The following is a 16,295-nucleotide window of genomic DNA, read 5'->3' as shown; positions in this document are numbered from 1 at the left end:
TCGGTTCCTGTGTCACCAAAGCCACCGAGAAGCACAGACGATAATGGTCTATTCATGGCTTTAGCCATCAATACTGACAAGGTAACGCCAGCAGATCCTACTAGCGCACCAGCGACGATAAGAGCTACATTGTCAATTGCCAAACCACTCATGGCCACAGCTGTACCAGTGCATGCATTGAGCACGGAAATAACCACTGGCATATCTGCTCCACCAATTGGAAGAACGAAGAACACACCATATGCACATGCTAAAACGATTGTAACGATGCTCCACAGTACGCGTTGCTCGGGCTGTATGCATAGCATGATGAATGCTGCAAAAGTCGCAATCAAGAGTACAGTATTGAGCGCATTCTGTCCCTTGATAGCAATTGGACGGCCTGGAACAATACCTTGAAGTTTTCCAGCGGCGATAAGCGAACCAGTAAAAGTGACAGCACCAATAATAATGCCTAATCCAGCTGTGATAAGCAGCACAAGTGTTAATGCACTTACTTGAACGGTCAATATATCATTCAACGCAACCAAGGCGGCTGCTCCACCGCCTACTGTGTTAAAAACTGACACAAGCTGAGGCATGTCAGTCATGTGAACTTTGAGAGCAGACCACACGCCTACGAGCGCTCCAATTGCGATACCAACTACAAGTACGATAACAGCGATAGGACTTTCAACCCCCGTCATCGCCATATGGATGAATGCCATAACTATAGCAACGACCATGCCTACAGCGGAAACAGTGTTACCTTTGCGTGCGGTTTTCGGCGAATTCATATAGTGCAAACCCATAACGAATAAGACCGCAGAAAGTACATAAACAAACCACGTTACGATATCAAGCGTTGAAGCCATGTTTACTTAACCTCCTGAGTATTATGAGAATCGTCTTGAGAGTCGCTCTTTTTGTCAGACTTTGACGATTTAAACATTTCGAGCATGCGATCGGTGACGACATAACCACCCACTACATTCATAGTTCCTAAAACTGCTGCTAAGAAGATAAAGATATATGCCAATGGAGAGTGAGCATGGGCTGCAACAATAACCACACCAACAATAATGATTCCATGAATTGAGTTTGCTCCCGACATGAGAGGCGTGTGTAAAGTCGCTGGAACTTTACCTATGACTTCAACGCCAATGAGAAGCGCCAAAATGAACAACGTAATTGCAATGACTAAACTTGGCATAAAATTACTCCTTATTCTCGTTCACGTTTTCTTGCGAATAAGCTACGATCATCGCCTTATCGATTTCGTCATCAAAATCAACCGTGAGCTTTATCTGTCCATCTTTCTCGCGCATGAAATGAAGAACAGTATCCGCTAAATTACGGGAAATTTGCTGGGATGCAGTTGTAGAAACATCACTCGCTAGATCTGGCAAGCCTAGAATGGTAACGCCATTGTCTGTACGTATTACTTCTCGTGGCTTTGACCCTTCAACGTTGCCACCAAATTCACTTGCAGCGCAATCGACAACCACTGCCCCTCGTTTAAGACATGCTATACCCTTTGCGGTCAAGAGCACCGGTGGTTTACGCCCTGGAACCTGTGCAGTGGTGATAATAATATCGAATTCCGATGCTTTCTGATCAACGGCAGCTTGCTGGAGTACTTTCTCCTCGTCAGATAATTCACGCGCATATCCGCCATCGCCCTGATCTTTTCCTAAGTCGATATTCAAGTCAAGGAATTTTGCGCCTAAAGATTCAACTTCGCTCTGAGCTGCCGGACGTACATCATATCCTGTAACGACTGCGCCAAAACGCTTTGCTGTACCAATTGCTTGAAGTCCTGCGATTCCTGCTCCCAGTACTAAAACTTTAGCTGGACGAATTGTGCCAGCAGCCGTTGTCATCATTGGTAAAATTGATGTATACGCATCTGCAGCTTTAAGAACAGCTTTGTATCCCGTAATCGAATTTTGGGACGTCATTTCATCCATGGATTGAGCGGAAGATAACTGACGTGGAAGTCTCTCCATTGCTACTGCAGTAACACCGGAAGTCTTAAGTATGTTGATGTACCCTTCATCTGTAAAAGAATTCATCGCGCCTACTATCCATGTACCAGCTCTCAGCGATGACACGACTTCGGATGTTGGACGACTTATAAACGCAAGGACGTCAGCTATTGTGATTATCTCATCACGACTAGCTATACGTGCTCCTGCTTTTTCATAATCGCTATCCAAAAAATGCGCATCTAACCCGGCACCTGATTCCATAAGGCATTGAATGCCGCTTTTTGTAAGACGCGAAACGATATCAGGCGTTAGCGCAGCTCTTTTTTCATGTTCGGTACGCTCATTGAGCACACCATATATAACCGTCACATCTTTGTCAGACACGAGTCCTCCTTAACTCTACTATCGCTGCTTCATCACTGACATACACAGCTATACAGCAGCCACTCCACAATTGAGCCATTTGGTCATACCAACCAAGTGTAACCTGAAATGAAAGACGACAAAAGATTTTTATTAAAATATGAGAAAAGTGTCGGTTTTGCGTTTCGCTTTCTCATCAAATTTTGTATGCATGCTGCTAGAATTCTGTACCGCCTACGATATGACGATCTTCTTTCCCATATAAATCGATAATTGTGCTTATACAAATACACAGGCCACGCACTATTTCATCAACACTCATAGATGGTAACTGCGAAGTATTCTCTTTATCACTAACCTGTTCATGAATATATGGTACATGCACGAAACCAGCTTGGAAAGAATAGGTCTCGATATTTTCGTCCAGGCTCCGCAGAACGCTCTTATCAGCATAATATAAGGCTTGATACATAATGTGATTGCACACAAAAGTACCAGCAGTATTGGAAAGATAACTGTGTATTCCAGCCTTCTTAAGTTCATCCACCATTGCTTTAACCGGTAATGTTGAAAAGTAAGCTGGCTGACCATCAGACTGTATACGCCTGTCTATAGGTTGATTGCCACGATTATCAGGAATTCGGGCATCATCAATATTTATCGCAATGCGTTCGGGCGTTATACCAGCTCTTCCTCCGGCTTGTCCGACACACAGCACAATCTGCGGCTTAACTTCTTGTATCTTTTCCCATAAAAGTTTAGCAGAAGTATCAAATTCAGTAGGAATTTGATATGCAATAATCTGACACTCCTCTGTTCCTTCTTTGTGCCTGCTACCCACGTTACCTTGCATAGCGAAAGATTTCATTGCCGCAGGAACACGGCGTACTGCCTCCCACGATGGGTTGATATCTTCTCCATCGAAAGGATCAAAACCAGTTATCAGTATTTTCATCACATCCATACTAACGCGCGTATCCAACGTTACACGTAAACTAAAGAATACTTAAGACTATTAGAGAGGAAGCTCATGAGCATTCTTGACTCAGTATCTTCAGCTTTTAACCGTACGGTAGAATCTGTAAAAAATTCCATAAACTCCGTAACAACCAGCAACGAGACAGAACAACACGTTGCATTTGGTTCACCTACTGCGTTTGATAAGTCAGCTTTTAATAATCCACATATAATGAACTGGTCTTCGCCAGAATTCCCAACAACCACCTTTATCGATCCTGAATCCGGTCTTTTAACGACTACAACCGAAGGTGTCCGCAATATTCCAGACAATATGTCTGTCTATAACTTGTACGAAAAGCGTGCTCAAGATATGGGCGAAGACATCCTTTATACATTTAAGCGCCACGGTGAGTGGGAAAATCGAACTGCGAATCAGGTGCTCTCTGATATTCGTCGCACCGCAAAAGGCTTAATTAAGCGTGGCGTGAAGAAAGGCGATTGCATCGCATTCATGTGCCAGACCAGCTATGAATGGGACATTTTTGATGCTGCGGTACTCGCTGTCGGCGGTATTCTTGCAACGATTTACGACACTGATTCATCGGAACAGATACGAATGATTGTCAATAATTCTGATGCTTCTGTACTTGTCGTTCAGACTCGAGACATGTATGAAGAAGCTGAAGGAGCAATTGATGCTTGCCCAAGCCTAAAGTTTGTTAGCTGCTTGGAAAATGGCGCTCTTGAAGAGCTCCAAGCTTATGGTCATTCCATTTCTGATGAGGAACTTGACGCGCGTATTGCAAGCTTGAGAAAGAGCGACCTGTGCTCTATCGTGTATACTTCTGGTTCAACTTCTGCGCCTAAGGGTGTAGAAATGACCCACGAAAATTATCTCGCTTTTGCAATGAATCTTAGCGCGTTCCTGCCAGATTTGCTCGAAGATGAGAAGAACACTATTCTTATGTTCCTCCCACAGGCCCATGTCTTCGCCCGCGCAATTAATTACGGTGTAGTTAATAGTCGTATCCATATCTATATCGCTACAGGTATTAGCACTCTCCTATCTGATCTCGCAGTAGCTCGCCCATCTATTATGATTGGTGTTCCTCGTGTATTCGAGAAGGTATATAACGCTGCATCTCAGAAAGCTGGTCGCGGTGTTAAGGGGCATGTATTCAATGCTGCTGCTAATGCTGCACGCGATTATATGAACCAAATTTCTGAAAATGGTCATGCTAGCGCAGTAGCAACGGCTCGTCGAGCAAGCTTCGACCCTATTGTGTACTCTTCACTTCGTCAGGCTCTTGGTGGACGTGCTAAGTGGCTTGTATGCGGTGGCGCTCCACTTGATCCACAGCTTTTGGCATTCTTCCGCGGAGCAGGTTTACCTGTATATGAAGGTTATGGAATGACTGAAACAACAGCTCCATGTGCGTTCACACCATTGTCTGTGCCATTCCATGCCGGCTCAGTCGGTATCGCTTTCCCAGGATTCTCTCTTCGCTTAGCTGAAGACGGAGAAATTCAGATCAAGGGTGCTGGCGCTTTTAAGGCGTATCATAAGAATCCTGAAGCAACTGCTTCTACCTTTACCGAGGACGGTTGGATTGCTTCCGGCGATTTGGGAGCTTTGACTCCTGAAGGTTTGCTCTATATTACCGGTCGTAAGAAGGATTTGATTATTACTGCTGGTGGTAAGAATGTGTCACCTTCCCCTATTGAAGAAGCGATTAAGCGTTGTCCTCTTGTTTCTCAAGCTCTCGTACTTGGCGATAAGCGTCCATTCATCTCAGCTCTCATTACTCTAGATGAACCAGCTACCCGTGCATGGATTGAATCCGAAGGTTTGAATACGGATATGACTATGTCGGAAATTGCTAATAATGCTGCTGTACGTGCCGAAGTTCAAAAATTCGTTGATAAGGCAAATGACGGAGTTTCTCGTGCTGAATCTGTACGTAAGTTCATCATCCTTCCTGAAGAATTCTCTCAAGACAATGGTTTGCTTACGGCGTCTATGAAGGTCATCCGACCAAAAGTTTTGGCTCGTTACCAAAAGCTGCTTGATACTCAAATGTATAAGCCACGCAAGAAGTAGCTATCTTTCCTCAATAAAGTAACGGGTTGATTTCTGAATTACTCAGGAATCAACCCGTTACTATTGTGCGATAAATAATTTACCCAATTCGTTTTCTATCATATCGATACAATACTTCAGCAGTTACAGCGAAGAGAATTGCTGGAATCCACTGTCGATAATTAAGCCATGCAGATAGCATCGAAATGTTTCCCGCTAACATCATTTCGATTACCCTAAAACCAATGCTAAAAAAAGAGCATACGCAGAATACTCAGAAAAACTGCTTTAATATCCATACCATAGCTTCCTTTCTTCGGCCCATCCTCATAGACAAAGCCTGCTATCGACCGCATTGGCAATATATGCCGATTAATACCACATACAAAGTATAAGATACAAGGTTCACAAAAAGAATTTGAGAATTATACAGAGGCCATATCGCGACTAAAGTGGTTTCGCATTACATTTCGTCAGGATACTTCAGCCCCCATTGCTCACGAATCTTATCCATAAGACTCATCATTCGCATAGTTTCATCATGAGGCATTGAAACTGGTTCTACGTTGCCCTGAGAAATCGCTGTAAGCATCTCATCTACTTCGTATTCGAATCCAGTAAGCTGATGCGGAATTTCCGGGTTAGAAATGGTTTCATATGAACGATTTAATACTCGAATTTCTTCAGGATTATTAGCATTTTCTACGCGGATAATACCTTCGGTACCGCGAATCATACCGCAGCGATCTCCTACTTCCCAATATGATGTAGTAATATCAGCCATCTTCCCATCGTCATACCACAATGTAGTTTGTGACAGTTCATCAGTTCCCTGCTCAGATAACCGGGCCGAAGAAACAATACGCGAGACGCCTCCTGGCATAAACATGGACACAAAATTAAGCGGATAAATACCCACATCCAAGAGAGCCCCGCCAGCAAGTTCTGGCTTAATTATACGTTCCTTTGCCATCATAGGATATGACAAATTAGCACTCATCGAAGTAATCTCACCAATGATTCCAGAGTCAATGATGTCTTGAATAATTCGACGTGACGGCTCATATCGTGTCCATATCGCCTCGCCACAGGTCAAGCCGGTTTCGCGTGACTTTTCAAATACCGCCTGTGCTTGTGTAGCATTAATTGCTAATGGTTTTTCCACGAGGACATGTTTGCCTGCTTCCATGCACATAATTGCTTGAGACGCGTGCAATGTATGAGGAGTTGCGATATAAACCATATCGACATCAGGATCGTCGAGCATTTCTTGATACGATCCGTAAGCAACATCAATCTCAAATTCTCGAGCGAATTGTTCAGCACGCTCGATTGAATCTCGAGTAGCGACCGCGTAGAGGTTGACTTGCCCCTCCCACCTAGAATCCTTACTCATAAGATTGATAGTTTCCGCCATCTTACGAGCAATTTTTCCAGCCCCAAGTATTGCTACATTAGTCATGAACGCCATTGTTCTCCCCTTTCGACGTACAACAAAATACGATATAACTGTAACTTTAGTTAAATCCTAGTCTTTCGAGCTTCTTTGGATCCGACTGCCAATCTTTTGCAATTTTGACATGCAAAATCAACGTAGACTTCATCCCCACAATTCGGTTAATCGGAGTACGTAATTTTTTCTTAACTCGAACGAGATTTTCCGCGCCCCTTCCAAGAATGATTGGCTTCTGGCTTGATCGTTCGATATAAATTGATGCATACACGTGTGCACGCCCTTCTCCTTCGGATTCATCTTCTTCCGGATATTCAATTGCATCAATCGTAACTGCCAATGAGTGAGGAAGTTCATCAGATAATTGTTCAAGGAAGGCACCACGTATAAGCTCAGCGATAGTGTCTTCAGCACTCTCTTCGCTAATCTGGTTCGTTGGATACATTTGCGGTCCTACCGGCATCTGCTGAGCAAATACCGAGCGAACCTCATCAACGTTATCGTATTCCTTCGCAGATACTGGAACGATTTCTGAGAAATTGCCAAATTGGTCAAGCTCTATAAGTTTTTCTACTAATTGAGAACGATTAAGTCCGTCAATTTTTGTTAAGACACCGATAATAGGTTTATCCCACTGCCAATGCCCATTCTCATCCTTGTGTGAGAAATTAGAGCGTAAACGGCTAAGAATACGCTTATCACCTGGGCCGATTTCCTGATCAGCAGGTAGTAAGAAAGCGATAGCATCCGCATCAGAAAGGGATTCATCAACCATATCGTTCAAGCGCTGACCAAGTAATGTACGAGGACGGTGAATACCTGGCGTATCTACGAGGACAATCTGATACTCGTCTGTAGTCAAAATAGCGCGAATTACCTTACGAGTGGTCTCAGGACGTGATGATGTAATAGCGATTTGTGTACCCATCATAGAGTTAATCAGTGTCGATTTTCCGACATTTGGTCGTCCAACTACTGCTACGAAACCTGAACGGTATTCTTTGCCTTCTAACTGCTCTACTTCATTCATGTTTAATGTCCTCTGCGTTTACGTGTAGTCTCTATGATTCTTGCGATGATGAGTCATACGATTCTTTATTCTCTGATTTGATTGTATCAGCGCTACGACGAATTTCGATAGTTGAAACTTTCTTTCGTCGTCCAGCGGAGTCAACTGCTATCAAATCAAGACCGCGGGTCTGAGCATGCGATCCAACGATTGGTACACGGCCAAGTGCTTTAGTAAGTAAGCCATAAGCAGTATCGACATCGTCTTCATCTAAATCAATTTCAAATAATTCTTCAATATCAGTAATAGATGTACGTGCAGGGACTTTCCAACCACCATCTTCCATGCGTTCTGGTTCGTGACGTTGTACACGATCATGCTCATCCTCCATCTCGCCCACGATTTGCTCCAAAGCATCCTCAATCGTCACCAGTCCCGCGATCCCACCGTATTCATCAACGACGATGGCCACATGCTGCCTCTTGGTTTGCATATCGTGAAAGAGATCGTCGACAGGCTTGGACTCAGGCACAAGCATTGGCTCGCGCATTATTGTTTCTATCGCACGCTCCCCTGCAGCCGGGTTAAAAGCTGTCGCGCGTACAACGTCTTTCAAATATGCGATTCCTACAAGATCATCCACAGATTCTCCGGTGACCGGCACGCGTGAGAATCCTGAGCGTGAGCAGTCCTTAAGCATATCGTTGAGTGTTGTCGTCCGTTCAAGAGAGAACATATCTGTTCGGGGAACCATGATTTCACGTGTTAACGTATCCGTCAGGATGAGAACATTTCGAAGCATTTCAGAAATTTCAGGATCAAAAAGATGCGCTTCGATAAGGCGATCAATTGTTGCACGCGCCTGGTCGTGATGAATTTTTTCTAACTCTTCATCATCGGAAAGCGTGACTTGTTGTGTGCGCTCGATATCGACGCGCGGCATGATATGCATTGCGCGGTCAATAAACGGCGCGTACTGTAATAAGACATTCACGGAACGCTGATTCGAGGAACGTGGAGATATGAGGACAGCAATTGTTGCACTAATCACTGCTACAACGATGCCGATGAGGACTTCTGCCCATATCGCTACTCCAAAAACACCCGTCGCTATTGCAACCAAAGCACCGATGAGGATATTGGACATGACACGGCTAAATGTACATGTCATTACAGCTCGTTGGCGCTGTAATATGACATTTTGTGCGTGCCGTATGCGAGCAATAGTTTTACGACGCAAGAATTCAGAATCTTCATTCGTTCTCACATCAAGCATAAGATTATTCAGATTCGAACGCGTCACACGTGCGATAGCAGACTCATTTGCTGCCATAATGAGCGAAAACCACAAGAGTCCTGCTGATACGACATAGAGACATATCGCCACTATGAGCGAAGCTGTATTCATATTTATTCACTATCCTTTTCACACGTATGAATTTATTTACTAGTAGTCCAGTAATAATTTCGTATTCTTAGCCCAGCAATGCAATTCACTAAAACTCGCGATAGCGATGATATGGTCGATACTTTTAAACTAACCGGCTCTACATCGCTATACGCGATCACTATACGCAAGCGTTATTCGCAGTCATCATTCCCGCATATCGTTACTTAATTGTGCTCGGTCTTACCCACTCGCTGCACTAGCTCAAGAGGAATTACTTCATCAAGTTCACCAGGTTGAGCCGCAAGGAATGTCAGGAGTAATTGTCGTTGCAGAGCAAACATTTCACGTTCCTGATCTTTTTCCCCGTGGTCAAAACCTAGAAGATGCAAACATCCATGAATAGTAAGTAATAACAATTCCTCAATGGTCGAATGTCCTGCACTTTGCGCCTGAGTGGCTGCAACTGCTGGACAAAGTACGATATCTCCTAGCATTCCTTCAACGGGTTCACGACCATCACTTGGTCGAAGCTCATCCATAGGAAAACTCATGACATCGGTAGGGCCTTCGAGATTCATCCAGCGCAGATGTAGCTCTTCCATTGCATCCGGTTCATTGAAGATAATTGTCAGATCACTGTGCGTACTTATCCCCATCTGATCCATAACCCATAGTCCCAAATGAGAAAATAGTTCAGGATCGACGTGCCAATCACTTTCGTTAAGAACGTCAACGCTCATGTGCTCTCGATTCTATTGTTGATATTCCATCTTGATAGTGTTTCTTCATCTTAAATCGTATGCCAACCGGATATATCGGTGTTCTATATATGGCGTTCATCGACCTTCTCGTCCACTTTAACATCCACCTGCTCTTTAACTTCTTGAGCGGAAACATCTTGAGCGGGAACCACGAGATGATCATGCGCATGTGTTGACAAGTCCTCAGAAGCCTTCGAATGCTTTTCTTGATACTTATCGTATGCACTAACAATAGTCCCAACTAAGTTATGTCGAACGACATCGTCAGAGCCAAGATGAACAAAAGCAATATCATCGATATGTCCAAGTACATCTTCAATAACACGTAAGCCTGAACGTTTCACTGCAAAATCAACCTGAGTAACATCTCCAGTGATGACCATCTTCGTATTAAATCCAAGACGAGTAAGGAACATCTTCATTTGCTGAGGTGTCGTATTTTGTGCTTCATCAAGAATGACATACGCATCATTGAGTGTACGACCTCGCATATAAGCCAGAGGAGCCACTTCGATGGTGTTATCTGCAATATAGCGCTGCATACGCTCGTTTCCAAGCATATCCGATAACGCATCATACAAAGGTCGAAGATACGGGTCGACTTTCTCAGTCAGAGTTCCAGGAAGGAAGCCAAGATTCTCTCCGGCTTCTACAGCTGGTCTAGTAAGAATGATTCGGCGCACGGCCCCATCTTCAAAAGCACGAACTGCTTTTGCCACTGCAAGATATGTTTTACCTGTGCCAGCAGGCCCTATGCCAAATGTAATCGTATGTGATTCAATAGCGTTAATGTAGTCTACCTGACCAGCAGTCTTAGCACGAACGGGAATTCCATGAGCCATAGTAATAACACGAGGTACGCGATTACCGCCCAGTGTCGACGCCATACCGCTAACTGATGTACCCATATCAGACTCAGTGTGTGTACGCCCTATAAAATGTGGACGCTCGTCTGGGAAACGTGGTGCCGCTGGCTTAATCTTGCGCTCTTTTCGATCTGCTTTTTGACTGAGACGATTAGCAAGCAACCGTTCAACGTCATCAACTGCAAGAGGACTTGTATATGCCGTATCAATGACATCATGTAAGAAATCATACGCTGCAAGCGCATCTGCTTCCGTTTTAGCAGATTTGGATACAATCGCTACAGTATTTCCTCGAATTACGAAAGTAAGCTCAGAGTATGCTTTCTCAATTAAGCGAATAATCTGATCTTCAGGACCGAAAACTGCAACAGGACTAAGCTCCTGTGGAATAGTAATGGTACGAGTTGTGGTACTCGATTGTGGCAAAAGTTTATTCTCCTTCTAACTTCTCACCGGTTAATACATGCGCATGGCAATGGAAAACTGTTTGTCCTGCATCTTCACCCGTATTAAAAACAAGTCTGAATTGACCGTTGTATTTTTCAGTTGCGATGGTTTTAGCGACTTCTACAATCTGAGCAAGTAATTCAGGACGTTCATGGGCTACTTGAGAGACGTCATCGAAATGATCTTTTGGTACTACAAGAGCATGTACTTTCGCCTGAGGATTGAGATCAGCAAAAGCATAGATATCATCATTTTCAAAAATCTTAGTACTTGGAATTTCACCGGCAATAATTTTGCAAAATATGCAATTGTCATGTCGTGCCATTGTCCATCCCCTTTTAAGCTCATAAGTAGCGCGTATTATTGACTATTCTATACGCATTCATAAACAGTTTATACGTAGCGTCCTGTCACGCGACTGAGCAAAGTTAATGCCACACTTCCTGCACTTGAAGCTCGTAAAATATTATGACCGATGACGCACACGTGAGCACCCACATTTTTCAGTGCATCGACTTCTTCATCACTAATTCCACCCTCAGGCCCAACCACTACCCAGATTGTTGAGTTCTCAGATGCCTGTGAAGCCACGGCCTCAAACTCGCCCCATGTATCTGTGGCATCTTGATGAAGAACGAGAACAATATCCCTCTCTTTAATACGTTCATCTGCCCACGAAACTAATTGCTTCGAAGTTTTCATTGCTATAACTTCAGGCATAAAACTTCGTCGAGATTGCTCAGTCGCTGCGAGAACGATATCACGCCATTTGCCTAAAGCCTTTTCAGCTTTATTACCTTTCCACTGAACTATCGATCGATGTGATTGCCAAGGAATGACAGTATCGACACCAATTTCTGTGGCCATTTCGATTGCCTGTTCGTCACGACCTGACTTTGCTAGTGCTTGTACGAGCCCAAGCTTTACACGTGGCGATTCATCATGACTAACTGATTCTACGCGCACTAACGCGCTTGTAGTATCTGCGATACTAGCAAGCACACGTGTACCATTGCCATCGCACAGCTGAAGCTGGTCACCTTCACTCAATCGCATAGATTTGATAGCATGCTGAGCCACTGGCTGAGGAAGCGTCCATAGTGTTTGCGGTTTAGCATCTGCGAACTTTAAATCATGCGTTTCACGAACAACGAACATTGGTAAAGTCATAATAGTCCTACTTTATCCGGTGGATGATAATTTTATTAATAACATCTTTGAGCGAAATAACTGTAGCAGCCATGAGAATGATTATCATACCAATGATGTCTGCTAGATAAAATTGTGTATGAAAGATCAGAACGGTGAAAATTACTGATGCTACTGGTTCAATGGAAGCGAGAAGACTTCCCTGGACGGCTCCAATCATGGCTGTACCCATGATAAACAGTGTGTAAGCAATAATTGTTCCAATTCCAATGATTCCAATAAAAGCGATAATCATTGGTATATCAATGTCATAATGCTGAGTCCATATGCCGGAAAACATTGAGAAAATTATGCCACCAATAAGCATGGAAACGCCCACAGACATGACACTTCCCCATTCTTTTACCAAAGAAACAGGTATCAAAATATAAGCCGCATATGTAAATGCCGAAATAATACCCCATGCAAGACCTGTGGGATTTAACGCTATATTATGAATGTCGCCATGAGAAGCAAGCAAATATGTACCGATGATTGCAGCAATTATCGCGCAAATCTCTAATAGTGCAGGCGGGATTCGATCTTTAAGACACGTATAAATAACAACGATAACGGGAGTCAAATACTGAAGGACTGTTGCGGTTCCAGCATTTGTATGACCAATGGCTTGTAAATAAGCGAATTGATTTGCTACAAGGCCAAAAATACTAAAAAGAAGTACACGCCTGATAAATGATGGAGTCTTTAGCGCTTGCTTGAGGCGATGTGGATAACGAATAAGGCACCAAGCGACTAGCACTCCACCCGCTATGAGTAAACGTAATGAAGTTAGTGCTCCCACACTTATCCCACGCTGAATCAAGTACTGTCCACTCACACCTGAAATGCCCCATGCAATTCCAGCGATAAGGACCATAATGCTGCCTATTAATGTTTTAGACATCGAGGTATATGCTCCTATCCTGCTTCTGGCTGTAAAATTAGATTCAATAGTTTAGGTAAATAAATGCCGCGTAAATCGTTGTATTAAGTATAAATGAATACTAACAACAACCTGCTCCAACTATGTATTTGCTATGTAGTTGTGCATTGTATACCATAATCGACTGCCACATTACAATCTACCTCATATGAAAAAATCCCTTTCAATGAAGGGATTTTGTTAGTGTCCGGAGCGGGACTTGAACCCGCACGCCCGTATAAAATGGGCACTAGCACCTCAAGCTAGCGCGTCTACCATTCCGCCACCCGGACATCACTCATTGCTGAGCAACATTTAAGAAGAATAGTACAGAAGTTTTATTCACGCAATTTCGGAGTGTCGCATTACTAAATCCATACTGCTTTCAAAAAGAGAGCACATTAGAGCTCAACCGCGACAATAATACCCCTCTATCGTCAGAGTAAACGTCGATCGATAAATTTCAAATCATAAGACAGTCAGTCCCAACCCCTCCACTATATTTCACAGATGAGAATTTTATTACTTGTTCCCATCCTTTTTCCTTTCCAAAACCCATAGAACAATCGGCACACATAACAGAGCGGTTAATGGCCACAACCATTGTATACCATAATCATGCTGGATCGGGTTATTCAGCATCGTAAACGGTATATGATCAAGGCCACATAAGAAACCTGAAATTACTCCAAAGATTAAGCTACTCATATATGGAACAATTGTAGAGATACTCAACTTAATATAGAACCATCGTGAAGCCTCAGATGCAATAGCTATTTCCCGAATTGATCTTTGATCTTCGAGAGAAATTGCCGTCAGGAATAGAATCACCATAAGCGAGACAAAAATACTGACAAATGACCAATTCTTTCCTGTATTAACCATCTCTCGAAATTCGGCATAATCCGATTCATGCAGAAGCTCCAATGGAGATGCAGACAGTAGAGCCATACGAAATTCCTGCCGCTCCTGCTCACTATACCTATCAAAGTTAAGTACTATAAGCTGTCGCATAGTAGTTGCCTCAAGTCCTAAACCTTGCGCCTCAAGTGACCCATTTTCAAGAGTGGACCTGGGAGTATATCCATATCAATGGTCTCATCATTGTTCGTTCCGGTAATTTTCTCAATATGCGCCTCTTTTGTATCGTCCGTAAAAGAGCGCGATACAAATATAAAGCTCTCATGATTTTTATCGCTTGCAGTATCGATTGTCTTATTAATATATCTACCTGCTGGTGTTCCTTTATCAGCAAGAATGACATTGCTAAAAATAACTGAGTTACACGTAGAATCATACTGTTTAAAAGATTTAAGTGGACAGTTAACTGCTTCAGGAGAAATTATGTTATACGACCATCCCGATTGATCTGGCATTATGAAGACATATGCCGTCTCCATAATATTTGGGAATTTATTCTCGAAATCCAGTACCTTATTCTCAGAAATCGAAGCCATCTCAATCCAAGAACGAGATGAGTTGATATGGGAACTGAACCAGTTATATTGACTTGCAGAACCAGACGTATACAAGGCTGCATAAAAACTCAAAGCGAATACCAGACCATTACATATAATTTTAATCCAAGCTAAACGCCCGTTCACAATTTTGAATACCCCTCGTTGAGCAGACACACACACCGCTACGCTCAGTGTAGGGATACTCCACGCACCTATAAACATAGCTACATAGAAGCCATATGGAAAAAGATAGATCTGGCGCAACACGATACAGATAACAGTAACAATTACACCTAAAACTGACCATAAAATCCACCTTATGTTATTACTCATATGATGAAGACTCTCGGTATGCATATGTGTTCGAGATAAACCCAAAATAGAGATTATTATGGAACTGAGCAAGATACCGGCAGCAAGTAATGCCGATTTCCAAGCTTCTTGAAGCGGAAAAATTATCCATGCTTGATTAAAATAATATCCTATTCTTTCATGATTGATTTCAAAGAATACAAATACTATGCCTATTGCACTTATAAAAGCAAGCACAAGAGCGAGCACATCTGCGAAAATTATCGAACACGTCGCAAAGAAAGGCTTATCACCTAAAAGTTCAAGATATTGTTTATTGATAAATATTCGACTTTTAGAGTAAACAAAATAACCACAAATTAATCCAAAAAGCGTGACTAACAGCACAACTTTTACATAAGGAACGAATTGTAATGTACGATTTGCTAAATGATATTCGATTCGATGTATAAGATGATTCCTCTGTACACTATAGAGCCGTTCTCTATCTAAATCATCTTTGTTTCCATTGACTGGAGAATTAGACAACCATGAACTACGTTCCCGATAGAACTCGGCATTATTAAGAAGAACTATAGCGTTGATTTCATGAACTTGGATCGGATTAACAATTATTCCCACAACTTTGAGTGAAGTATGAACTTGCGCAGCATAATCCGATATCTCAATTTGATCTCCAAGATGGATTCCCATATTGTGGCTTAGTTCTCGTGAAATTACAACTTCTTTATGCTTTTGAGCGTATCTTCCTTCAACAAGGTTCCAAAATTCAGTTTTACCCGATGTATAAGTGATTGGAGTCTTTTTATTTTCCTTACGATATTTAGTTGTTTTTAACAACGCTGAAGAATATCTATATGCAACTACTTCATTATTTCGCACCTTTTCGTTGAGAGTCTCTTGAACACTCTGACCATATCCTTCGGTCTGATAGACGAATCCACCTAAACTCGATACTGCATATGATTCATATGCATCTGAATACGATTTAATGCATATATTAAAACTAATAAAAGATGCAACTATAACCATCGTGATTATAAAAATAAAGAATAAACTTTTTGCACGATTCTGCGCATCTTTTACCACAAAAATAAAACGCTGTCGCATTATT

General features: G+C 42.6%; 16 protein-coding genes and 1 tRNA gene. 1 reads left to right on the top strand and 16 read right to left on the bottom strand.

The features are described 5' to 3' along the window. The 4 genes from EJ419_RS00380 to pcp form a co-directional block, all read right to left on the bottom strand. Positions 1-854 (bottom strand): NAD(P)(+) transhydrogenase (Re/Si-specific) subunit beta (locus tag EJ419_RS00380; RefSeq protein WP_165496176.1); only part of this gene is annotated, 854 nt, incomplete at its 3' end. A gap of 2 nt (positions 855-856) precedes the next feature. Next, positions 857-1,192, bottom strand: a complete 336-nt coding sequence (locus tag EJ419_RS00375) for an NAD(P) transhydrogenase subunit alpha part 2 (protein WP_131282942.1) — start codon at positions 1,190-1,192, stop codon at positions 857-859. Positions 1,193-1,196: 4 nt separating this feature from the next. Continuing rightward, positions 1,197-2,354 (bottom strand): NAD(P) transhydrogenase subunit alpha, encoded by a 1,158-nt coding sequence (locus EJ419_RS00370; protein WP_131282941.1) that lies wholly within the window; start codon positions 2,352-2,354, stop codon positions 1,197-1,199. Between the two features lie 196 nt (positions 2,355-2,550). After that, positions 2,551-3,288, bottom strand: coding sequence for a pyroglutamyl-peptidase I (pcp, locus tag EJ419_RS00365; protein ID WP_131282940.1), 738 nt, complete (start codon positions 3,286-3,288; stop codon positions 2,551-2,553). 75 nt (positions 3,289-3,363) lie between these two features. Between pcp and EJ419_RS00360 the strand changes: the two genes are divergently transcribed. Further along, positions 3,364-5,394 carry an AMP-dependent synthetase/ligase gene (locus EJ419_RS00360; RefSeq protein WP_131282939.1) on the top strand — a complete coding sequence of 677 codons (2,031 nt, stop codon included), beginning with the start codon at positions 3,364-3,366 and terminating at the stop codon, positions 5,392-5,394. Positions 5,395-5,473: 79 nt separating this feature from the next. On the opposite strand, the gene EJ419_RS08490 is transcribed toward EJ419_RS00360, so the two are convergent. From EJ419_RS08490 to EJ419_RS00305, 12 genes are all read right to left on the bottom strand, one after another. Next, entirely contained in the window at positions 5,474-5,599 is a 126-nt protein-coding gene (locus EJ419_RS08490) for a hypothetical protein (RefSeq protein ID WP_276320048.1), read from the bottom strand. Between the two features lie 237 nt (positions 5,600-5,836). Next, positions 5,837-6,844, bottom strand: a complete 1,008-nt coding sequence (locus tag EJ419_RS00355; protein WP_131282938.1) for a Gfo/Idh/MocA family protein — start codon at positions 6,842-6,844, stop codon at positions 5,837-5,839. Between the two features lie 46 nt (positions 6,845-6,890). After that, entirely contained in the window at positions 6,891-7,856 is a 966-nt protein-coding gene (era, locus tag EJ419_RS00350) for a GTPase Era (protein WP_131282937.1), read from the bottom strand. Between the two features lie 31 nt (positions 7,857-7,887). Continuing rightward, positions 7,888-9,243: a hemolysin family protein gene (locus EJ419_RS00345; RefSeq protein WP_131282936.1), complete on the bottom strand. Its 1,356-nt coding sequence runs from the start codon at positions 9,241-9,243 to the stop codon at positions 7,888-7,890. A 206-nt stretch (positions 9,244-9,449) separates the two neighbouring features. Beyond that, positions 9,450-9,965 (bottom strand): rRNA maturation RNase YbeY, encoded by a 516-nt coding sequence (ybeY, locus tag EJ419_RS00340; RefSeq protein WP_131282935.1) that lies wholly within the window; start codon positions 9,963-9,965, stop codon positions 9,450-9,452. An 83-nt stretch (positions 9,966-10,048) separates the two neighbouring features. Then, positions 10,049-11,278 (bottom strand): PhoH family protein, encoded by a 1,230-nt coding sequence (locus EJ419_RS00335; RefSeq protein WP_131282934.1) that lies wholly within the window; start codon positions 11,276-11,278, stop codon positions 10,049-10,051. A gap of 4 nt (positions 11,279-11,282) precedes the next feature. Then, positions 11,283-11,624 (bottom strand): histidine triad nucleotide-binding protein, encoded by a 342-nt coding sequence (locus EJ419_RS00330; protein ID WP_131282933.1) that lies wholly within the window; start codon positions 11,622-11,624, stop codon positions 11,283-11,285. A 68-nt stretch (positions 11,625-11,692) separates the two neighbouring features. Continuing rightward, the gene (locus EJ419_RS00325) at positions 11,693-12,469 is read right to left on the bottom strand and encodes a 16S rRNA (uracil(1498)-N(3))-methyltransferase (RefSeq protein ID WP_131282932.1); all 777 of its coding nucleotides are present in this window, start codon (positions 12,467-12,469) and stop codon (positions 11,693-11,695) included. 7 nt (positions 12,470-12,476) lie between these two features. Further along, positions 12,477-13,391 (bottom strand): DMT family transporter, encoded by a 915-nt coding sequence (locus EJ419_RS00320; protein WP_131282931.1) that lies wholly within the window; start codon positions 13,389-13,391, stop codon positions 12,477-12,479. A gap of 223 nt (positions 13,392-13,614) precedes the next feature. Further along, a tRNA-Leu gene (locus EJ419_RS00315) sits at positions 13,615-13,702 on the bottom strand. Positions 13,703-13,931: 229 nt separating this feature from the next. Next, positions 13,932-14,423, bottom strand: a complete 492-nt coding sequence (locus EJ419_RS00310; protein WP_131282930.1) for a hypothetical protein — start codon at positions 14,421-14,423, stop codon at positions 13,932-13,934. Positions 14,424-14,440: 17 nt separating this feature from the next. Next, positions 14,441-16,291, bottom strand: a complete 1,851-nt coding sequence (locus EJ419_RS00305) for a hypothetical protein (RefSeq protein ID WP_131282929.1) — start codon at positions 16,289-16,291, stop codon at positions 14,441-14,443. Between the last annotated feature and the right edge of the window lie 4 nt (positions 16,292-16,295).

This window comes from Alloscardovia theropitheci (assembly GCF_004332295.1).
GTDB classification, from domain to species: Bacteria; Actinomycetota; Actinomycetes; order Actinomycetales; family Bifidobacteriaceae; genus Alloscardovia; species Alloscardovia theropitheci.
This window is presented reverse-complemented; position numbering and strand designations above follow the sequence as displayed.